17 protein-coding genes are annotated in these 18,349 nt (G+C 47.2%); 1 reads left to right on the forward strand and 16 read right to left on the reverse strand.

All coding sequences use genetic code 11. The annotated features are described in order from the left end of the window. Positions 1–204: 204 nt before the first annotated feature. The 9 genes from C170_RS22025 to C170_RS22065 all read right to left on the reverse strand — a co-directional run bounded on the left by C170_RS22025 (position 205) and on the right by C170_RS22065 (position 10,571). Positions 205–1,758 (reverse strand): response regulator transcription factor, encoded by a 1,554-nt coding sequence (locus C170_RS22025; protein ID WP_036614096.1) that lies wholly within the window; start codon positions 1,756–1,758, stop codon positions 205–207. Next, complete coding sequence (locus C170_RS22030) at positions 1,733–3,520, reverse strand: cache domain-containing sensor histidine kinase (RefSeq protein ID WP_036614097.1); 1,788 nt, start codon at positions 3,518–3,520, stop codon at positions 1,733–1,735. The genes C170_RS22025 and C170_RS22030 overlap by 26 nt, the downstream gene beginning before the upstream one ends. A 250-nt stretch (positions 3,521–3,770) precedes the next feature. Continuing rightward, complete coding sequence (locus tag C170_RS22035; RefSeq protein WP_036614098.1) at positions 3,771–5,093, reverse strand: stalk domain-containing protein; 1,323 nt, start codon at positions 5,091–5,093, stop codon at positions 3,771–3,773. Positions 5,094–5,395: 302 nt separating this feature from the next. Continuing rightward, on the reverse strand, positions 5,396–5,686 hold the full coding sequence (locus C170_RS22040) for a hypothetical protein (RefSeq protein WP_036614100.1): 291 nt from the start codon (positions 5,684–5,686) through the stop codon (positions 5,396–5,398). Between the two features lie 166 nt (positions 5,687–5,852). Beyond that, complete coding sequence (locus C170_RS22045; RefSeq protein WP_197997992.1) at positions 5,853–6,716, reverse strand: inositol monophosphatase family protein; 864 nt, start codon at positions 6,714–6,716, stop codon at positions 5,853–5,855. A gap of 107 nt (positions 6,717–6,823) precedes the next feature. Further along, positions 6,824–7,825 carry a UV DNA damage repair endonuclease UvsE gene (gene uvsE / locus C170_RS22050; protein WP_036614105.1) on the reverse strand — a complete coding sequence of 334 codons (1,002 nt, stop codon included), beginning with the start codon at positions 7,823–7,825 and terminating at the stop codon, positions 6,824–6,826. Between the two features lie 155 nt (positions 7,826–7,980). After that, on the reverse strand, positions 7,981–8,304 hold the full coding sequence (locus C170_RS22055; protein WP_036614107.1) for a hypothetical protein: 324 nt from the start codon (positions 8,302–8,304) through the stop codon (positions 7,981–7,983). Positions 8,305–8,334: 30 nt separating this feature from the next. Next, complete coding sequence (locus tag C170_RS22060; protein ID WP_036614110.1) at positions 8,335–9,435, reverse strand: D-alanine--D-alanine ligase; 1,101 nt, start codon at positions 9,433–9,435, stop codon at positions 8,335–8,337. Positions 9,436–9,572: 137 nt separating this feature from the next. Beyond that, positions 9,573–10,571: an amidase domain-containing protein gene (locus C170_RS22065; protein WP_370511462.1), complete on the reverse strand. Its 999-nt coding sequence runs from the start codon at positions 10,569–10,571 to the stop codon at positions 9,573–9,575. A gap of 383 nt (positions 10,572–10,954) precedes the next feature. Here C170_RS22065 and acnA point away from each other — a divergent pair, with 383 nt between their 5' ends. Continuing rightward, positions 10,955–13,669, forward strand: coding sequence for an aconitate hydratase AcnA (gene acnA / locus C170_RS22070; protein ID WP_036614112.1), 2,715 nt, complete (start codon positions 10,955–10,957; stop codon positions 13,667–13,669). 107 nt (positions 13,670–13,776) lie between these two features. Here acnA and C170_RS22075 read toward each other — a convergent pair whose 3' ends face one another. The 7 genes from C170_RS22075 to C170_RS22105 all read right to left on the reverse strand — a co-directional run bounded on the left by C170_RS22075 (position 13,777) and on the right by C170_RS22105 (position 18,291). After that, positions 13,777–14,091: a hypothetical protein gene (locus tag C170_RS22075; protein ID WP_036614113.1), complete on the reverse strand. Its 315-nt coding sequence runs from the start codon at positions 14,089–14,091 to the stop codon at positions 13,777–13,779. Between the two features lie 35 nt (positions 14,092–14,126). After that, positions 14,127–14,525: a hypothetical protein gene (locus C170_RS22080; protein WP_036614115.1), complete on the reverse strand. Its 399-nt coding sequence runs from the start codon at positions 14,523–14,525 to the stop codon at positions 14,127–14,129. A 215-nt stretch (positions 14,526–14,740) separates the two neighbouring features. Further along, positions 14,741–14,950, reverse strand: coding sequence for a hypothetical protein (locus tag C170_RS22085; protein ID WP_036614116.1), 210 nt, complete (start codon positions 14,948–14,950; stop codon positions 14,741–14,743). A 13-nt stretch (positions 14,951–14,963) separates the two neighbouring features. After that, complete coding sequence (locus C170_RS22090) at positions 14,964–15,524, reverse strand: VanZ family protein (RefSeq protein ID WP_036614117.1); 561 nt, start codon at positions 15,522–15,524, stop codon at positions 14,964–14,966. 28 nt (positions 15,525–15,552) lie between these two features. Next, on the reverse strand, positions 15,553–16,416 hold the full coding sequence (locus C170_RS22095) for a D-Ala-D-Ala carboxypeptidase VanY (protein WP_036614118.1): 864 nt from the start codon (positions 16,414–16,416) through the stop codon (positions 15,553–15,555). Between the two features lie 98 nt (positions 16,417–16,514). Next, positions 16,515–17,603, reverse strand: coding sequence for a HAMP domain-containing sensor histidine kinase (locus C170_RS22100; protein WP_036614119.1), 1,089 nt, complete (start codon positions 17,601–17,603; stop codon positions 16,515–16,517). Continuing rightward, on the reverse strand, positions 17,596–18,291 hold the full coding sequence (locus C170_RS22105) for a response regulator transcription factor (protein ID WP_036614121.1): 696 nt from the start codon (positions 18,289–18,291) through the stop codon (positions 17,596–17,598). The genes C170_RS22100 and C170_RS22105 overlap by 8 nt, the downstream gene beginning before the upstream one ends. Between the last annotated feature and the right edge of the window lie 58 nt (positions 18,292–18,349).

An 18,349-nucleotide genomic window follows, 5' to 3' on the forward strand; every position in this document is an offset into this window, starting at 1 on the left:
GTTGATATGGTTGTATGAAAGAGTTATCCTTTTTTATTTCTGATAACGCTTTCACAAACTTGTTAATGTCATTTTCGCAAATGTACGACCATAGTTGAATACACAAAACCGTCTTGTTGGTTCAAAAAACAGAGGAGGACAACAGTCCCCTCTCGGCACTGTTCGTCCTCCCCAGACATGAATCACATGATTGGTAGCCCATTGTTATATGCCGATCCTGCGGAATTCCGTAGGTGTCATCCCGGTCCACTTTTTGAACACCTGACTGAAATATTGTGAATTCCCGCCGAATCCGAACAATTCAGCAAGCTCAAATACTTTCACATCCCCGCCTCTGCGAATATGGTCACATGCGCGTTCAATTCGCAGGCGATTCACGTAATTGGAGAAATTCTCTCCTGTGACTTTTTTGAAAATCTTGCCCAAATAATCGGGATTCATATAGAGCATCTGATGGGCGACTCCGTTGAGAGAAAGATCCGCCTCTCCAAAATGACGATCCACGATATCCATCATCTTCTCCACGGCAGAAGACTGGCGACTGATATGGTTTTTGTAATACCCTGAAGTTAATCGGGCTGTACTGCTTGCAACAAAAGACTTCAAACCAGATAACGTATCGATATGCGGCAGTTCTGCCATACGCTGGGTGAATTCCGTTGCCTCCTCAGGTGGACAGACATGCACCATCGCCGAGTAGAGCTGCACTACATAAGAGCGAGTCACCTCGATTTCCAGCTGCTGACGTGATAATAGATCAAACAGACGCTCCACCTCTACCGCTGTTTCCTCGGTATTGCCCGATTTGATCAACTGACACAGTTGCTCGGCATCCTGTTCTACATGCAATCCGTCGCATTCTCCGGCCAGTACCAGATCATTCTTCGTAATCAGCTTGCCTTCACCGATAAAGAAGCGATGGTTCAGATACTGCAACGCCTCACGAAACAACCGCCGCGACTGAATCATTCGATCTGCTTCACTCAGCGCAGCGGTCACTTCCAATTTATATAGTCTGGTGAATGCAGCCCTAACCTCTTCAATACTTTCTTTCAGTCCGGCCGGATCAGCTGAATCCGCGAGCAGAATGAGGAGTTTGCCTTCAATGGTTGTGCTTAACAGGACATGTGGGAGCAGGTCACTGGCAATGTTTTTGATCGCAAATAAGTGGCTGTAATCATGTTCATCTACAATTCGGAACAGCAGTAACCGAACTGCGTTCTCTTCAAGCTCCAGATCAAACAGCTCCTGATAATACTCCAGATCAACCGGCCCATAGGTGCGGTTGGTCATGAACTCCAGCAGAAATTGCTCCTTCACATGTGGAAGGACACGCTGCAATCGCTGTTTCATCTCACCTGCAACATGCTCCTTCACCTGGGCATCCTGATGTTCCTGCAACAGTTCAGTTAATGCATCATGGATCTGATTCTCGTTGCAGGGTTTGAGCAAATAATGCTTCACACCATATTGCATCGCTCTGCGAGCATATTCGAACTCCTTGTAGCCGGATAACATAATAAAACGTACTCCCGGGTATGCTTCAGATGCCTTCTCTATGAGTCCGAGACCATCCAGACCTGGCATGGAAATATCCGTAATAATAATATCGGGTCGCGACTGCCCAATTTTGTCCAATGCTTCAATCCCGTTCCTCGCCGTATCCACCAATTCCGTTCCTGCCGCGGCCCAATCGACCACTTGGGAAATCCCCTCCAGAATGACACGTTCATCATCTACGAGCATCACTTTGTACATCGTCATCGTCCTCTCTGATCCAAGGTATGCTGATCGATACTACAGTTCCTGATCCGGGCTTGCTGCTCATCACCATTCCACCTTCATCACCGAAGGTCAGTCTGATTCGTTCCTGGATGTTAGATAACCCAATGCCCTGTCCTCTTGTCTGAATACGTCCTTCGTGTAGTTGTTTCAGGAATTCCGGTGTCATCCCCGGACCGTCGTCCTCAACTTCAATAATCACCTTATCTCCCTCTGCTCTCGCCCGGATTCGAATCCGGCAGGGGTCAATGCTTGGTTCGAGTGCATAATGTATCGCGTTCTCCACCAACGGCTGTAATGTTAACTTCGGTATCCGCGCCGTTCCTACCTCTGGGGCAATTTCCATGTCGAAATCCAGTCTTTCCTCAAAACGTGTGCGCTGAATTGTCACGTAACTGCGGACAATGTCCAGCTCCCTTTCCAGCGTAATCCACTTCTCGGACATGTTCACAGAGCTACGCAACAGAAATCCGAGAGCCTCAACCATTTCCGAGATCTGTCGTTGCTTCTGTACTTTAGCCAGCCAGTTAATGGATTCCAGCGTGTTGTATAGAAAATGTGGATTAATCTGCGCCTGAAGCGCTTTCAACTCGGTCTCACGAATCACCAGTTGCTTGGCATAATTCTCATCAATCAATTCACGTATTCGTTGAAGCATCATCTTGAATGTGCGATGCAGCAGCCCAACCTCATTCTGTGGAGATATCGGAACATTGCCAAGGGCTGCCTCCTCCAGCTTATCCAGATCACCTTTTTCGATATTACGCATCTTTTTGATCAACTGCGCAATCGGATGGGTAATACTGCGAGAGAATCTCGCTCCAATGATAAGCGCCGCCAGAAAGATCATGATGAAGATCACCGTAACCAACTGTTTGACAAACTGGATCTTTTTAAACATCTGGTCAAACGGGGTTGTGTACAGATAGGTCCAATCCGTATAGGAAGAATGAGCACGAGCTACAAAGTGTCTCCCCTGCTCCAACATGGTAATTCCATAGGGCTGGGTACGCTTCAGTTCAGACTCAATCTCGGCTTCACTGACCGACGATTCTGTTGGATAGATCACTTCTTTTCCATCCGTAATCAGTAATTGGGAGTCCTCAGCCGGTTCTTGCATCTGGTCCTGTACAATTCGGTCCAGCCGGACGCGGATGATCAGTGTGCCGAGGTCCTCCAATGTAAATGCTCCGCCAATAAAGGATTTCACCTGTCGAACCGACAAGAGTCGGGACTGTTTATCCCCACTGGTATGCCATGCATTGGAGCCCGAGTATTGCTGTCCCAGTGCAACCAGTTCCTTTTGCTTCGACTCCGAAATTCCCTCCCGATTGCCTGCGGCCATAACGTTATTATCATTATCGATAAATAGCATGGAATAGACGTATTTTTCAGAACCGGCATATGCGACTAACCTGTTGGTAATTTTTTTACGCAATCCATTTTTCTCGTAACCCGTTTCGGCCTTTTTCAGTTGGAGCAGATATTGCTGAAGCGGCTCGTCCGACATCACCTTGAAGGAGAGATTGGAAATTTCACGAAGTTGATTCTCAATACCTACCGAAGACATATTGAGGACCTGCGAGGATTTCTCATAGATCTGGCGGTCATAGATGCTGAACACATATCGGAGTACGGACGCATAAAACGTAAAGCTGATCAACATCAAAAGTCCGATGAGAAGAATCGTTTTGTGATGAATCGGTAGTGTTGTGAAAGCGTTCTTAATTTTGTTCATCCTAAGCGCTCCTTTGGCTTGCGAGGGGTGCCTGTCATACTATGCATTAGTGGTTTTATTGTAAGTTATTTTCATATTTACACATCCATTGGTCATCTGACAAGATATATTTATGCAACATTTTAGGTCATTAGAGAAGGTATACATCTGTGTCAGCAACTCAAAAAGAACACAAAACAGCCAGAATACCTTGAACAGATCAAGGTATTCTGGCTGTTGAATAACATCATGTTAAAGTATGAAATACAATTTACGGATTAACAAAAACAGTTTTCAGCTTCGCTACATACTGCACATCAAAGCCAAGACCTTCAGCCACCATGGCAAGTGGTACATATGTTTTGGACTCTTTGCCTACCTTATTCAGGAATGCAGGTGTATCCACAGTAACCGATGCTCCATTTACCTTCACAGCATTGGCACCAATCTTCACCGCAACTTTCCGGTCTCCATATGTAATGGTTGCGGTTGAAGTTTTGTTATCCCACACCGTAGTAGCACCGACCGCATTCACGATGTCTTGAATCGCCACAAAGTTTTTGCCGTTACGGATAATCGGTTTGTACGGAGTATTTAATGTTTTGCCACTCACAATAATGTTCATCGGCTCACCTGTCGCGGGTGTAGTCAGCTTCGTGTAGTCGCCCCAGATCGTTTTGGCAAATACTTCGGCAATGGCCGCATATCCAAATTGGTTCGGGTGGAAATCACGATCTTTGATCATATGTGTCATCGTGCCTTCACCACCAACAAACTCCTTGGCCACGTGTGCGACTTTGACATCGGTACCCTGAGCAGTGAATTGTGCTGCAATGCCATCAATGGTCTGTGTGAAGCCTTGGGACGCCTCCATAAGTTTGGCATAGAGTGCCTTGCCTGCTACTTCTGGCATCGGTTGATACTGATCAGCGATGACAATTGTAGCTGTCGGATTAATTTCATGGATATCATTAATCGTTGCACTTACATTGGCTGTATATGTTGCGAGTAATTCTTTTACCTTGGCTTGCAGTTCCTGATCACTCAGTTTGTCTGCTGTACCGAGAAGCTCAGATACATCATTTCCCCCAATGGTAATTGCAACCAGATTGGCCTGTGCTACACTCTCACGGATTGCAGCAGTATTGGCTCCGATCTGTCCCGCTCTTGGATCAGGAAGACTTGGTTGAATGGCTTCAGAAGTCAGCGTTTTGCCATCCTTAATTGCAGTAGTAAAGTTTTTCAGGCCAGTGGTTTTCAATCCGGCAATCCCGTAGTTGTCCACCTGTGTACGTCCATGCAGCAAACCTTGCTCATGCAAACGTTCTACATAACCATAAGGCAATTCTTTTGTGTTGGGCTCATAACCTACCGTTATGGAATCTCCCAATGTGACGATGCGGAACTCCTTAGTTACGGCTACTGCATCTTTCTTCGCTGTCAGCGAAGTCTCGTTTGTACCCGCTGGCAATACACCGGTTTTGGTGTCAGCCGCGTGTGCAGGCAATGCAGATGATGTAAAGAGCAGCATTCCTGCCAACATGCTTACCGTTAAACCGGCAGCTGTATTTTCCCATATACGTTTACGCTTCATTCAGGTAACACTCCTTCTCGCAAATCTATAATTACACTAAATGTACGTGTTCAAAAAGGTCGGTTTTCAGTACCGAGAAGATGGGATGAAGCTAGGCATCCTTCGTAATCAAAAGCGGACTTTTTGAACAACCTCACTAATATATAGTACATTGGTCATTCCAATGACATCGGTTCGTGTTACTCTATTCTATCATTTTAAAGTAGGCGTTGTCCTCTCCACTGAGAGCACACATGAAATAACAGACTCCCTGAAGGGGAGTCTGTTACTGGTTAAGCTCAGCTATGACGTTCAGTGATTAGTTAAGATTGCGGCTTATTTGAGTCTTCAGCAATCAAATGACCCTTGTCGCTCTCCGGTTTGTTCCCGGTAGCTCGCTCCAGATATCGATCATAACGATCATCCACTTCACGTGCCATCTTCCGGTACTTTAACGTTTCCTCAACAATTGGATCACGTTCTGTCTGGATTCGCACTTCATATTTTGGAGGAATCAGCTGGCGTTCACGCTGATTGGTGTCGCCGGACTCTTCCATGTCCCCTTCCGTCAGCATATCACTGAGCCGTTGTTCCAGTTCTTTGGATTCATCCATTGTTTTCGCTCCTTTAATTAAAGTCATACATGCGTTAATTATTACTATTGTACTTTCACTTCGTGTACAGAACCATCTTCCGATCGCTGTTATCCCCAGATTTCTTTGATTCCCTTTTCCAAGGTAGAAATCCGGTGATAAAGGCGAGTAGATGAGTTGAATAAACTCACTCCAGACCGGTTGCTTTCGCTTCCTTCAGCACATCCGTCAGTGCATCATGGATTTTGCCATTGCTGGCAACGACATGATTCACAGACAGTTGGTAAGGCGTTCCGATGGTATCGGTCACCTTGCCACCAGATTCTTCAACCAGCAGCGCACCTGCGGCAATATCCCACGGTTTCAATCCAACTTCGGTGTAGGCGCTGAGACGTCCTGCGGCAACATATGCCAGATGGAGGGCGGCAGATCCACCTGCACGCAAGTTACGAACTTGCGGAGCAAGCGCCTGTACAGCGGCCATATTCAGTGGCAACGCAAAGGTTGTGTCTGCCGGGAATCCAACCGCAATCAGGCTCTGAGCCAGTTCTTGTTCACCAGATACAAGCATCCGGTTTCCGTGAACATATGCTCCTTTCCCTTTTTCAGCAACAAACATTTCATCACGGGAAGGGTCGTAGATCACGCCGACAATGACTTCACCATTGTGAGCCAATGCAATGGACACCGAATAAAACGGGAATCCGTGTACAAAATTCGTCGTTCCGTCCACAGGATCAACAATCCACAAGAACTCTTCTTCCTCGGCCTCTTTCAGTGCTTTTGCCGAAGCTTCCGGTCCCGGTTCGACGCCCTCTTCACCCAGAATGGCATGGTGGGGAAAATGCGTAAGAATCAGGCGGCGGATCATCTGCTCCGCTCCTTTATCCACTTCGGTCACCAGATCTTGGGGTGAATATTTGGTGCCAAGTTCAGCTACCGTCCCAAGACGGCTTTTGATCCATTCGCCAGCTTTGGAAGCTGCATTAATGGCAACGGCAGTATAGCTTTTGCTTGTCACGACATAAGGTGTCTTTTCCTTCTCATTCAAAGCGTTCACTCTACTTTCTATATCAATCTACGAAAAGTTGAAATACTTGTTAAAAGTATACGCCCCACAGGTCGTAAAGTTTCTCGTTGCCCAGGCCCCTTTTGGCACTACGGATGAATGATGACGGTAGACTCGTCCACCCACTCCACACCCTCTTCGTGATAGAATGCCAGCTTCTGCATCAGTTGCACAAGAGCCTCATCCTTGCGTTTGGCCTCAATCATCACGTCAAGTCTTGGGGTGTCTGCTGCGATATGACGCAAGAAATCGAGCACAGGCTCTACCTCCACACCATCGGCATGACCTCGCAGATCCTTCTCACTTTTTGGACTGGAGACATGGATTTTGGGTGGCAATGGCTGATCAGCCGGTGAATCTGCCTGGGCAAGCGGTGACTGCCAGGTCTTTAGAATATCAGGCCACAGATCCCATGCCTGTTCTCCTTCGTTGTTCACCCAATGGTGATGGATATCAAGTACCATGGGCAATCCCAAGCGCTGGCACACGGCAAGTGTCTCAGGCGCATTGAACGTTTTGTCATCATTTTCGAGTGTGAGCCGCTCCTGAATGTCCCGATCCAGCTTCAAAAAGTTTTCTTCAAAACGAAGCGCCGCCGAAGGCTTGTCCCCGTATGCACCACCAATATGTATATTGTTCTTGGCAGTGGCATTCAGCCCCATGGCATCCAGCATCCGAACATGATGACGAAGGTCGCGAATCGAGTTGCGCAGAACTTGCTCGCGGGGGGTACTAAGTACGGTAAAATGATCCGGATGAAAGGACACACGCATATGATTTTCCTTCACAAAATCACCAATGGCCGCAAAGTCCTGCTTCAGCGCCGGGAACGGGTCCCAGTCATTCAGGTCCTCGTGTGTTGCCAGTGGAATCAATTTGGAAGAGAAGCGATATACATGAATATGGCTACCCTTGTTGTGCCTGAGCAAACGTAATGTATTGTGCAGGTTCTCGGCTGCAATCCGTTCGAGCTTGCGGATCGCCGCTTCCCTGTCATCGATTTTGTTAAAACTCGACATGGTCATGGTCCGGGAAGGCGAGGCGTTCTCTATAAGCACGGACATTGCCACGTAACCAAAGCGTACGAGCATGAATCTCTTCCTCTCTATTAGGGCGGAGAACCCGCACGGCATATTTAACCGTCAGGATGTACCGTCACTGTATATAACCAAGTTTTACCCTAAAAGAGTGACCATAATCGTATTCTGGCAAATCCGTCCTTCCGACCCGCACTTACAGTCAACAACTATTCCTGTGCTTGCTCTCCAAAGAACATCTCATCCGCAAGGGCAGTCTGAATGCGTGATTCTTCCTCAGTCAATTTGCGGATGAGTTGCATCTCCACCTCGGTTACCTCTTGCCCCTGGAAGTTGATCTCCGCAATGGAAACCACGATCTTGACGATGGCTACAGCCACGTTATCCGGTGTGTATGCAATCACTTTCTGGCCGGTAGGAAATACCCGGAAGCCCTGTTTGACCATTTTGCCGCGTCCGTATTCAAGCAGTTCGAACAGCTCCTGCTCATTCTTGAACTTGCATACGGAATTGAATTCAGTCTGAAATCCCATGCATATCCCTCCTGATCTTGTGGTCGCAGGCTACGCCTGTACGCCGTTCTCGTAATTCAGTGCCTGCTTGCGGTTGTAACGCTCCAGTGCCAGCTCAATCATGCGATCCAGCAGTTCGGCATACGATACACCTGTCTCACGCCAAAGAAGTGGATACATGCTGTATGGTGTGAAACCAGGCATGGTGTTGACTTCATTAATAAGCAAGGCGCCGTCATTTTTCCGAATGAAGAAGTCCGCACGTGAAATACCGTTACCTTCAATCGCACGGAACGCCTGCAAAGCTGCCTCGCGAATGCGATCTGCGGCCTCTGGGTCCAGTGGAGCTGGAATCAGCATCTGTGATTGACCATCAATATACTTGGCTGCATAGTCATAATACTCACCGGAGGATACGATCTCACCTGGAACGGAAGCCATGGGCTCGTCATTGCCGAGGACGCTGACTTCAACCTCGCGTGCTTCAACGAACTCCTCAATGACAACCTTCGTGTCATACCGAAGTGCAAACTCGACAGCTGTCTTCAACTCATCGCGGTTACGTGCTTTGGAGATACCTACACTGGAGCCCAGATTCGCCGGTTTGATAAAACAAGGATACCCGAGCTGATCTTCGACCTGTACGATCATTTCGTGCTCTGTCTGCTTCCATTGTGTCGCGTTAAAATACGTAAAGGCACATTGGTCAATGCCAGCCTGTGCAAACAGCTTTTTCATGACCACTTTGTCCATGCCGCCAGCCGAAGCCAGTACACCTGCACCTACATATGGCATATCCGCCATCTCAAACATGCCCTGAATGGTGCCATCCTCTCCAAACGTACCATGCAGCAGAGGGAACATCACGTCCAGCGCTTCTGCTCCGCCATACAAACGGCCAAACAGTGCGTTCAGCGCATCCTGCGTTCCGCCTGCCGATTGCTCCAGCTTCAAGTCTTCAATCTGCGCGAACGGCGCATGCATGACAGGTCCTTTTTTCCACGTCCCCTGCTTGGAGATATAAAAAGGAACCAGTTCATACTTTTCATAATCAAATGCGTTTGTTACAGCAAACGCCGTTTGCAGCGACACCTCATGCTCGCCCGATTTTCCGCCGTACACGACGCCTACTTTTAATTTATCCATACTCATGTGTACCCTCCGATTATCTGTGCCTGATGCTGTCATGTTTGCATGCTCAGCACCCTTGTTATTCTGCTTGCATTATCTGGTCTTATTTTACACGGAACTGGATGTCTGCGTCACCGCATCCCGAAAATCTTTCGTCATCAAAACTCATCTGCAATATGAAAAAGCCGGTATACCGTCCGCTCCGTCCAAGCGTAAGAATCCCGGTAATCCCAAAATCGGTGACGGCTGCTAACCGTATGTGCGTTAACAAGCGGCATACCGCCCGCATCAAACGCGGTCACAACGGTGCTGTGCTGAAATCGTCCATCTCCATCCCAATCGTAGAGAATAACATCGCCGAGCATCAGCTGCTCAGGACGCTCCACTTCTGTCGCGGTCAGACCCCAGCTGCTGCCTGACAAATAACGCTCCAGACTGTTGGAGACTGCCCAACTGTAACTCCACATTTCGGAGCCGTTCACATACCCTTTATACCACCAGCCGGCTTCTCTTCTACCAGTATAGTGGATGGGTGCGCCCCCTGCAAAGAGACATTGGGACACGTAATTGGTACAATCCACATCAAATTCCTCAAATGCCGGATTTCCCGCATTCCACCACCGATCTGCATAGGCAACCGCCAGATCTCTGCGATATGACTGTTGCCGTGAGCTTCTTCCTTGACCCAACACTTCCCGATTCAGCAGCGGCCGATTCATCGCCTGTACAAAATCAGCTTGTTGAAACGGACGTCCTTCCCCAGCAGGGCGACGCTCCGGCACTTCTCGCTCGACCCGTCCAATGATCCATCCACCACTCTGCCGCAGAAAGGTTAACCGCTCCCGCTCAATCCGGTCCTCCCGGTGGGTGATCCCGCTCTTCTCGTAGAACAGTCTGCTGTACAATTGTACATCCACCACCGCTTCTTCCTGGCCATCCATAAGCGTGCGCACAAGCTTGGCGCTGGTCTCGCTGCGAAGAGGCACGGCGCGCCGCTTACGATACCATTCGTCCAGCCTTGCCATACGCTCTCCCCGTTCCACCACGAAGTCAGGATCGGTAACGATCCGTTCGCTGGTCTGTGGACGGTAGTCGATCTCACAGCGATTGTACTGGTTCACGTAAGTATATAAGGCACTCTTCCATTCCCGTTCCAAGCCTATGTCCCCCTTTGGCATGAGTTCTGTCCGGAATATTTCATTGCGTATATAAACTCCTACTATTCATATGAAAGGGTCTTCGGTTGTATGTACACGGCTCAGGAGGGAGATCCGAAATTCGGCAAATACAGGTACACAAGATATCTTATTCCTGCTCGCTTCACGAAAACGCCTTCATCGGTCCAAAAGCTTGCTTGATCAGGCAAAAAGACCTTTACGTACGGAAGTGAAAACGGTATACTTAAAACTAAAGTTATGATTATGAAATTACGTTTCATCTGATGAAACTAACGAACAAGAACACGGAACGATGAAGGCCTGTTCTTCACCTAAATGAACGTTTTCTTCATCTCACCGACACATCCCAAGGAGGTACATGTATGTCAGCAAAGAATCATTTCTCCGCCGCTCGCAGTCTTGAGGTTGGAGGCAAGTCTTACCGCTACTACAGTCTCGATGCTCTTCAGGAAAACGGCCACGGCGATCTTTCCAGGCTTCCTTTCTCCATTAAAGTGTTGCTTGAAGCAGCAATTCGTCAATTCGACGGACGTGCCATCACCGAAGAACACGTAAAACAACTGACCGGCTGGGCAGATGGCCGTGACAATAACAAGGAAATTCCATTCATCCCTGCACGTATCGTTCTGCAGGATTTCACCGGTGTACCGGTTGTCGTTGACCTCGCTGCAATGCGTGATACTGTGAAAAAAGCAGGTGGCGATCCAAAACAGATCAACCCGCTCGTACCCGTCGATCTCGTTATCGACCACTCCGTTATGGTTGATGCTTTTGGTACCAACGATGCACTTGATTACAATATCAAAGTTGAGTTTGAGCGTAATGAAGAGCGTTACCGCTTCTTGCGTTGGGCGCAAACGGCATTCAACAACTTCCGTGCAGTTCCACCATCCACAGGGATCGTTCACCAGGTTAACCTTGAGTATCTGGCTTCCGTGGCAGCAACCAAAACCGTGGACGGCGAAACCGTTGTATTCCCGGATTCCCTCGTAGGTACAGACTCCCACACCACCATGATCAACGGACTTGGTGTTGTTGGTTGGGGTGTTGGTGGTATTGAGGCTGAAGCAGGTATGCTGGGCCAACCGCTTTATTTTGTAACACCGGACGTTATCGGTTTCAAACTGACAGGCAGCCTGAGTGAAGGCGCAACAGCAACGGATCTGGCACTGACCGTTACCCAATTGCTTCGTAAAAAAGGCGTTGTTGGTAAATTCGTAGAATTCTACGGACCAGGTCTTGCCAACATCGGTCTGGCTGACCGTGCAACAGTAGCCAACATGGCACCAGAATATGGCGCAACGATCGGTTTCTTCCCTGTTGATAGTGAAACGTTGAACTATTTGCGTAACACTGGCCGTCCTGACGAGCAGGTAGAATTGGTTGAAGCTTATTACAAAGCTCAAGGCATGTTCCGTACTTCAAGCACCGTTGATCCTGAATTCACAGATGTGATTGAACTGGATCTCGGCTCTGTTGTACCAAGTCTTGCAGGACCAAAACGTCCACAAGATCGCATCGAGCTGACACAAATGAAAGAAAGCTTCAACAGCATCATTCGCACACCTGTAGATAAAGGCGGCTACGGTCTGAGCGATGAGAAAATCGAACAATCCGTACCTGTGAAGCATCCGGACGGTTCCAACAGTGAACTGAAGGCAGGGGCTGTTGTGATCGCGGCGATCACAAGTTGTACGAACACTTCGAATCCAAGTGTTATGGTTGGAGCGGGACTACTGGCGAAAAAAGCAGTTGAACGCGGCCTGACCAAACCAGGATATGTGAAAAGCAGTCTGACACCAGGTTCCCTTGTGGTTACCGAGTACCTGGAAAAAGCAGGTCTGATCACGTATCTCGACAAACTCGGATTCAACGTTGCGGGCTACGGTTGTGCAACATGTATCGGTAACTCCGGCCCACTGCCGGACGAAGTGAGCGAAGCTATTGCTGAGAACGATATGACCGTAGCGGCTGTATTGTCCGGTAACCGTAACTTCGAAGGCCGTGTACACGCACAGGTTAAAGCCAACTACCTGGCATCACCACCACTCGTTGTGGCATATGCACTTGCGGGTACCGTAAATATTGACTTTGAAACCGATCCAATCGGTTATGATACGAACAATGAGCCTGTATTCCTGAAAGACCTCTGGCCTACCTCCGAGGAAATCAAGGATACCATCGCTAGTTCCCTGAACGCTCAGATGTTCCGCAACAAGTACGAGAATGTATTTACAGCCAATGAGCGTTGGAATTCAATTTCTGTACCGGAAGGTGAACTGTACGAGTGGGATCCGAACTCCACGTACATTCAGAATCCTCCGTTCTTCCAGGAGCTTGGCGACAAGTTGAACGATATCGCAGATATCCGTTCTGCACGCGTTATGGCATTGCTTGCGGATTCCGTAACAACGGATCACATCTCGCCAGCAGGTAATATTGCACCATCCAGCCCGGCTGGACTGTACCTGAAAGAACATGGCGTAGAGCGCAAAGACTTCAACTCCTACGGTTCACGCCGTGGTAACCATGAAGTCATGATGCGTGGTACGTTTGCCAACATTCGTATTCGTAACCAGGTGGCTCCTGGTACAGAAGGCGGTATCACGAAGTACCTGCCAACGGACGAGGAAATGTCCATCTACGATGCTTCCATGAAGTATCAGGATGAAGGACAGAACCTGATCGTTATCGCAGGTAAAGAGTATGGTACAGGAAGCTCCCGTGACTGGGCGGCAAAAGGAACATTCTTGCTCGGCGTCAAAGCCGTTATCGCAGAAAGCTTCGAGCGGATTCACCGTAGTAACCTGGTCGGCATGGGCGTAATGCCATTGCAATTCCAGGAAGGTCACGGCTGGTCCAGCCTTGGTCTGAACGGACGTGAAACGTATGACATTACTGGCCTCAGCAATGATGTGAAGCCAGGACAAGAGTTGAAAGTAACCGTAACTCGTGAAGACGGTACACAGTTCGAATTCCCTGTCATCGCTCGTCTGGACAGCATGGTTGACGTGGATTACTACCATAACGGCGGTATCCTGCAAACCGTATTGCGTCAAATGATGAAAAAAGCTTAATGATATAAATCATTAATGTGATGAAGTTATACAAAAGCTCCCTGCCACGTGCAATCAGCACGTGGCGGGGAGCTTTTTTGGCTTTGCTTTTTATAATAGGGATATGTTTAAAAATCAATCTTCAAGCCAACTTCCGAATCATCAGGTGGCTCAGCTATACGATATATACCTCTGCAGTTTAATTTCTCTACGTTAATCCAGTCTACAAACTCATCTCCGCCATAACTACGTCCAAAAATAGCATATTCCAACTTACCCTCATAATTAATGGACTCCATGTATTCTGTGAATGGATGTTTTCCCTCTATACTCTGCAAAAAATCTGAAAATTCAATTCTCCACTCTTCCATCTTCTCTGCATATTGATCGGGGACATAATAGTAGAATCCATCTGGCGTATAATACGAAATTTTCATTATCATCTTGCAGACCTCCTATCAGTATGTCGGGTGACGGTCTAGAGTTTTAAGATCTCTATACCTTCTTTTAGAAATGATGAGACAAGCGTATGATATTCAATTCCATATGCTAATTCCTCTTTGGTTTTATGTATAAGATAATAGGAATATTTCTGCATCAACTCATGCTCGTTTAACTCAATGGGAAGGTTAATAATCTCAACGTCTTCCGAATTAAAATGATAACGATACCCTCTTTCTGACCTTCCTACGTTCATCACTGTTTGGATGACCATTAATTCATCACGTGTGACATTATTTATTAAAGCCGATCTTCTCTGTTCCATACCAAGTATGATCTCTTCAGCCTGTTGATCAATCTTAGCTTCAGCAATTTCAGTTTCAATTTGCATAATGGCTTTCATTGTTCCTGCTAGTTGTATAGCTAATGAATACAATGTATGTCCTCCTTTTTTTTGTAAGAAATAGGTACTAACGCATCATCTCTACTCTACCTCATTTACGATGTTACTCGCAAAGTTCACTGATCCTCTCCTGAATTTGAGACCTTATGAAACACTAAAAAACTCCTCGTAAAGTGCACTCTGCACGTTACGGGGAGCTGTGGTTTCAGTATGTGTGTGTCCTCCGTTGCTTCAAGGCCAACTTCCTTCTAATGCCCAATGTGATGTGAGGCTTGATCTAACAGTTGAATCGTGCCCATGATCAGAAACAAACACGACAGAGCAATTAACGAGCCTCCAACCCATCTAGACATGATCACTCGCTCCGCAATCTGTTTTTCCGAAGCATCCGTTACCTTGTGTGGATACACGAGAAATATTAGCCCTGCGCTAATGAACAGTACAGCCATTATAATCAAGTTCTTCTCCTCCTTACACGTGACTTTCCTTAGAATTTAACTTTTTCGTCGTCACGTGGGATTCTCCTCCCACCAACACCTTTTTCAGACCCATAGCCATAGTGAAAACAATATATCCAATCAAGCCGCCGAGTGTATTAAGCATCAAATCATCCACATCAAATATGCCCATACCAGTCACTAACTGTGTCACTTCATAGCCCAGACTGAGCAGCAGAGACAGCAAGATTACCTTTACTCCAGAGAATAACTTGTTGCCCGTCAACACAGGGATGAAGATGCCCAGAGGGATAAAGGCCAGTATATTGCCTACCAGATGGATTGCGGTGCCAGGACGATGTAACGACAGACTGTTCCAGTCTCGTGATATTTCCTGAAATGGTGTCAGGTTGACGGTTCGGTTATGGACCAGATCCGGTTGTTGCAAGAACGCCATCAGTCGATCCTTCACGATGCCAAAATCGACCGGGCTTCCTTTAAACAGGATCAGCTTCGTAAGTAGATATACATAGATAATGAAAACGGCAATCCAAAGGATGTAATGTTTGCTTTTCTTCTGGTTGTTGTGCTTCATGTTGTTTCGCCTCCTTTGTGTTGCCCTGTTATTTCTTTACGGTGACGATGACGCCATCCATGTTATCACCCGATATTTCAGTTTGGCCTTGCTCAGGTATGTAAACAGTTGTATCTCGGGTGGCCCGATAATAGCGGATATGATACTGCTCTTCCTCTACTTCCACAGTAATGTTCTCTTTCTCTTTAAGCATATCGAGATACTCTTCCAGCACCAGATTATTCTTATACATGACAGCGCTGTGCGGCAGCCCTACATATCGAAAGTGCCATGGTTCATACTGAATACCGGTGATGCGCACTTTATCCTTTGGGTAACGTAAAATAAATCCGTATTTCCATGCATTCTTTTCCAGCCAGGCACCCTCTGGTGCTTCATTCATCGCAGCCAAGCTCGAGCCGATATCCAGTGATAAACCAAGATTGTGCTCACTGTGTCCCGCAGGAAGCGCATAATCTGAACCCTTTTCCCGATATAACTCGTCCTGCTTTTCAAAGTCCCTGTACCCACTGCTGACGAGAAAATATCGGACTCCCTCTTCGCCTGCTGCTTCAACCATCCTCTGAAACTCCTGCGCCACCTGTCGTGATAACATGATTTTCTGATCCAGTATCCCATATCCACGAAGCAGATCATCCTCATGTGCCACATATACAATATCGGATTTAACTCCTTCCGGGTAAACGGGGTATTGCTTATCAATTAGTAACAAGTTGCCCTTATGTACCTGATCCTGAATGTTTCCGGTGACGGATACGGTATAACCTGCGGGATTTTCACGCGTATTCTGAATCTCGATGGGCAACTCATCCTTCTGCTGAATCCATCCCGGTGATTGCGTAACAATATATCCGATCAAAATAATACTTATCAAAAAGCCCCACTTTTTCATGCTTGTTCCTCCTTTTACCTCATACATCAAGGATAGACAACACAAGTTAAAGAAAAAGCAGGGCAATTTTAAAGTTTTTCTTAAATTTGACGTCAATCTTATTGGAAGACGGGTAAACGAACTTCGAATAACGTCCGTACCACGTCGCTCTGGGCCGAGATTGTACCGTCATGCTGCTCCACAATATTGCGAGCGATAAACAGGCCGAGGCCTGTCCCACCCTCCTGAGGGGTCCTGGCACGATCTCCGGTGTAATACATATCGAAGATATGTGGCAATTCCTCCGGACGAATATGTCCACCATAGTTAATCACCTGAATGATGACCTGTTCTGCATCCCGATATCCATTAATATCTACGTACATGCCATCCTTGCCATGCCGTGCAGCGTTAATTAGCAGATTCTCGAACACACGAGCCAGCAGCTCGCCATCACCGGAGACCGTAAGGTCAGTGTCTATTTTTAGTCGGGCGACTAGTTGGTTCTTTTCAAATACAGGATAGAGTTCTTCGTTCATCTGCTTCAGCAGTTCGCTAAGATCCAGCTGTGTCTTGTTTATAGGCAACATGCCATAATTCATACGGGTAATTTCGAACAAATCATCAATCAGCTTCTCCAGGCGCTGTGATTTGGTGAATGCAATCGACGTAAAGTGCCGTACCTGCTCCTCCGTTAACTGATCATCCTTCATGAGCAGATCCAAATATCCAAGCACAGACGTCAGCGGTGTTCGCAGGTCATGCGCCAGATTGACAACAAGCTGGTCCTTACTATTTTCAGCAAAATCCCCTCGTTCTACCGCTTCCCTTAGCTTCTCACTTGCCAAATTCACATCCTCCGCAATCGTACCTAACTCGTCCTTCGAGGAGATCTGCACACGATGCTGAAAGTCACCGTTGGCCAAATGCCTGATCCCTGTAGAAATGTCCTTGAAATACGTCGCGTAGGGTTTGGTAAACCAGAAGAAAAATAGAATGGCAAGTGGGATAAATAAGATCAGGAAGAAATAGATATCCCCGATACTTCTCATAAAATGACGATATTCAGCGAGCTGATCTTCTGCACGGACACCCGAATAATAGGCTTGCATAAGCTTATAAATCCCATAGGTAATTGCACCAGAGGCAAGCATGCTTAACCCTAGCAACATAATCATGGTTGTACGAAAACTTCTTCGTTTAGTCATTAAACGTGTACCCCACACCCCAGATGGTTTTGATAAACTTGTTCTTGTTCACATCTTCCCCCAGCTTTTTGCGCAGGGTCCGAATGTGGACCATCACGGTATTCCCACTCTCGTAATAGGCTTCTCCCCAGACCTGTTCAAAAATGTTTTCTGCACTGAACACCTGCTTGGGGTGGCTCGCGAGCAGATACAAAATGTCAAACTCCTTCGGTGTTAGTTCCACTGGTTTGCCGTAGAGTGTAACGCGATGTTGATCTGGCGTGATAATGAGCCCACCCTTCTCCAGAATGGACCTCTGAACAGGTGCAGACTGGCTGAATTGCAGAGAACGACGCAACTGGGAGTTAACCCGGGCAACAAGCTCCATCGGATTGAACGGTTTGGTCATATAATCGTCCGCGCCCATCACAAGTCCCGTAATTTTGTCCATATCTGACGTTTTGGCACTTAGGAAAATGATCGGTAAATGATGCTGTTCCCGAATTTTACGGGTCACCTCATACCCGTCCATGCCAGGCATCATAATGTCCAGAATCGCCAAATCTATCGCTTGGGTCTGAACAGCTTGAACCGCCGCCTTCCCATCAAAGGCCTTGATGGTGTGATATCCTTCTTTTTGTAAATGTAAAGCAACCAGATCAGCGATCTCAACTTCATCGTCTGCGATCAGAATCGTAATTCGCTTCATTGCTTATTCCACTCCTATGTGTGATGCTCAACAATATAACATATTTGAATCCAACAGA

The organism is Paenibacillus sp. FSL H7-689, from assembly GCF_000517905.1.
GTDB lineage: Bacteria > Bacillota > Bacilli > Paenibacillales > Paenibacillaceae > Paenibacillus > Paenibacillus amylolyticus.

Bases quoted from the DNA above. Each gene is read 5' to 3' on its own strand.
- C170_RS22025 (WP_036614096.1), bottom strand. From the start codon at position 1,758: ATGTACAAAGTGATGCTCGTAGATGATGAACGTGTCATTCTGGAGGGG.
- C170_RS22030 (WP_036614097.1), bottom strand. From the start codon at position 3,520: ATGAACAAAATTAAGAACGCTTTCACAACACTACCGATTCATCACAAA.
- C170_RS22035 (WP_036614098.1), bottom strand. From the start codon at position 5,093: ATGAAGCGTAAACGTATATGGGAAAATACAGCTGCCGGTTTAACGGTA.
- C170_RS22040 (WP_036614100.1), bottom strand. From the start codon at position 5,686: ATGGATGAATCCAAAGAACTGGAACAACGGCTCAGTGATATGCTGACG.
- uvsE (WP_036614105.1), bottom strand. From the start codon at position 7,825: ATGCTCGTACGCTTTGGTTACGTGGCAATGTCCGTGCTTATAGAGAAC.
- C170_RS22055 (WP_036614107.1), bottom strand. From the start codon at position 8,304: ATGGGATTTCAGACTGAATTCAATTCCGTATGCAAGTTCAAGAATGAG.
- C170_RS22060 (WP_036614110.1), bottom strand. From the start codon at position 9,435: ATGAGTATGGATAAATTAAAAGTAGGCGTCGTGTACGGCGGAAAATCG.
- acnA (WP_036614112.1), top strand. From the start codon at position 10,955: ATGTCAGCAAAGAATCATTTCTCCGCCGCTCGCAGTCTTGAGGTTGGA.
- C170_RS22075 (WP_036614113.1), bottom strand. From the start codon at position 14,091: ATGATAATGAAAATTTCGTATTATACGCCAGATGGATTCTACTATTAT.
- C170_RS22090 (WP_036614117.1), bottom strand. From the start codon at position 15,524: ATGAAGCACAACAACCAGAAGAAAAGCAAACATTACATCCTTTGGATT.
- C170_RS22095 (WP_036614118.1), bottom strand. From the start codon at position 16,416: ATGAAAAAGTGGGGCTTTTTGATAAGTATTATTTTGATCGGATATATT.
- C170_RS22100 (WP_036614119.1), bottom strand. From the start codon at position 17,603: ATGACTAAACGAAGAAGTTTTCGTACAACCATGATTATGTTGCTAGGG.
- C170_RS22105 (WP_036614121.1), bottom strand. From the start codon at position 18,291: ATGAAGCGAATTACGATTCTGATCGCAGACGATGAAGTTGAGATCGCT.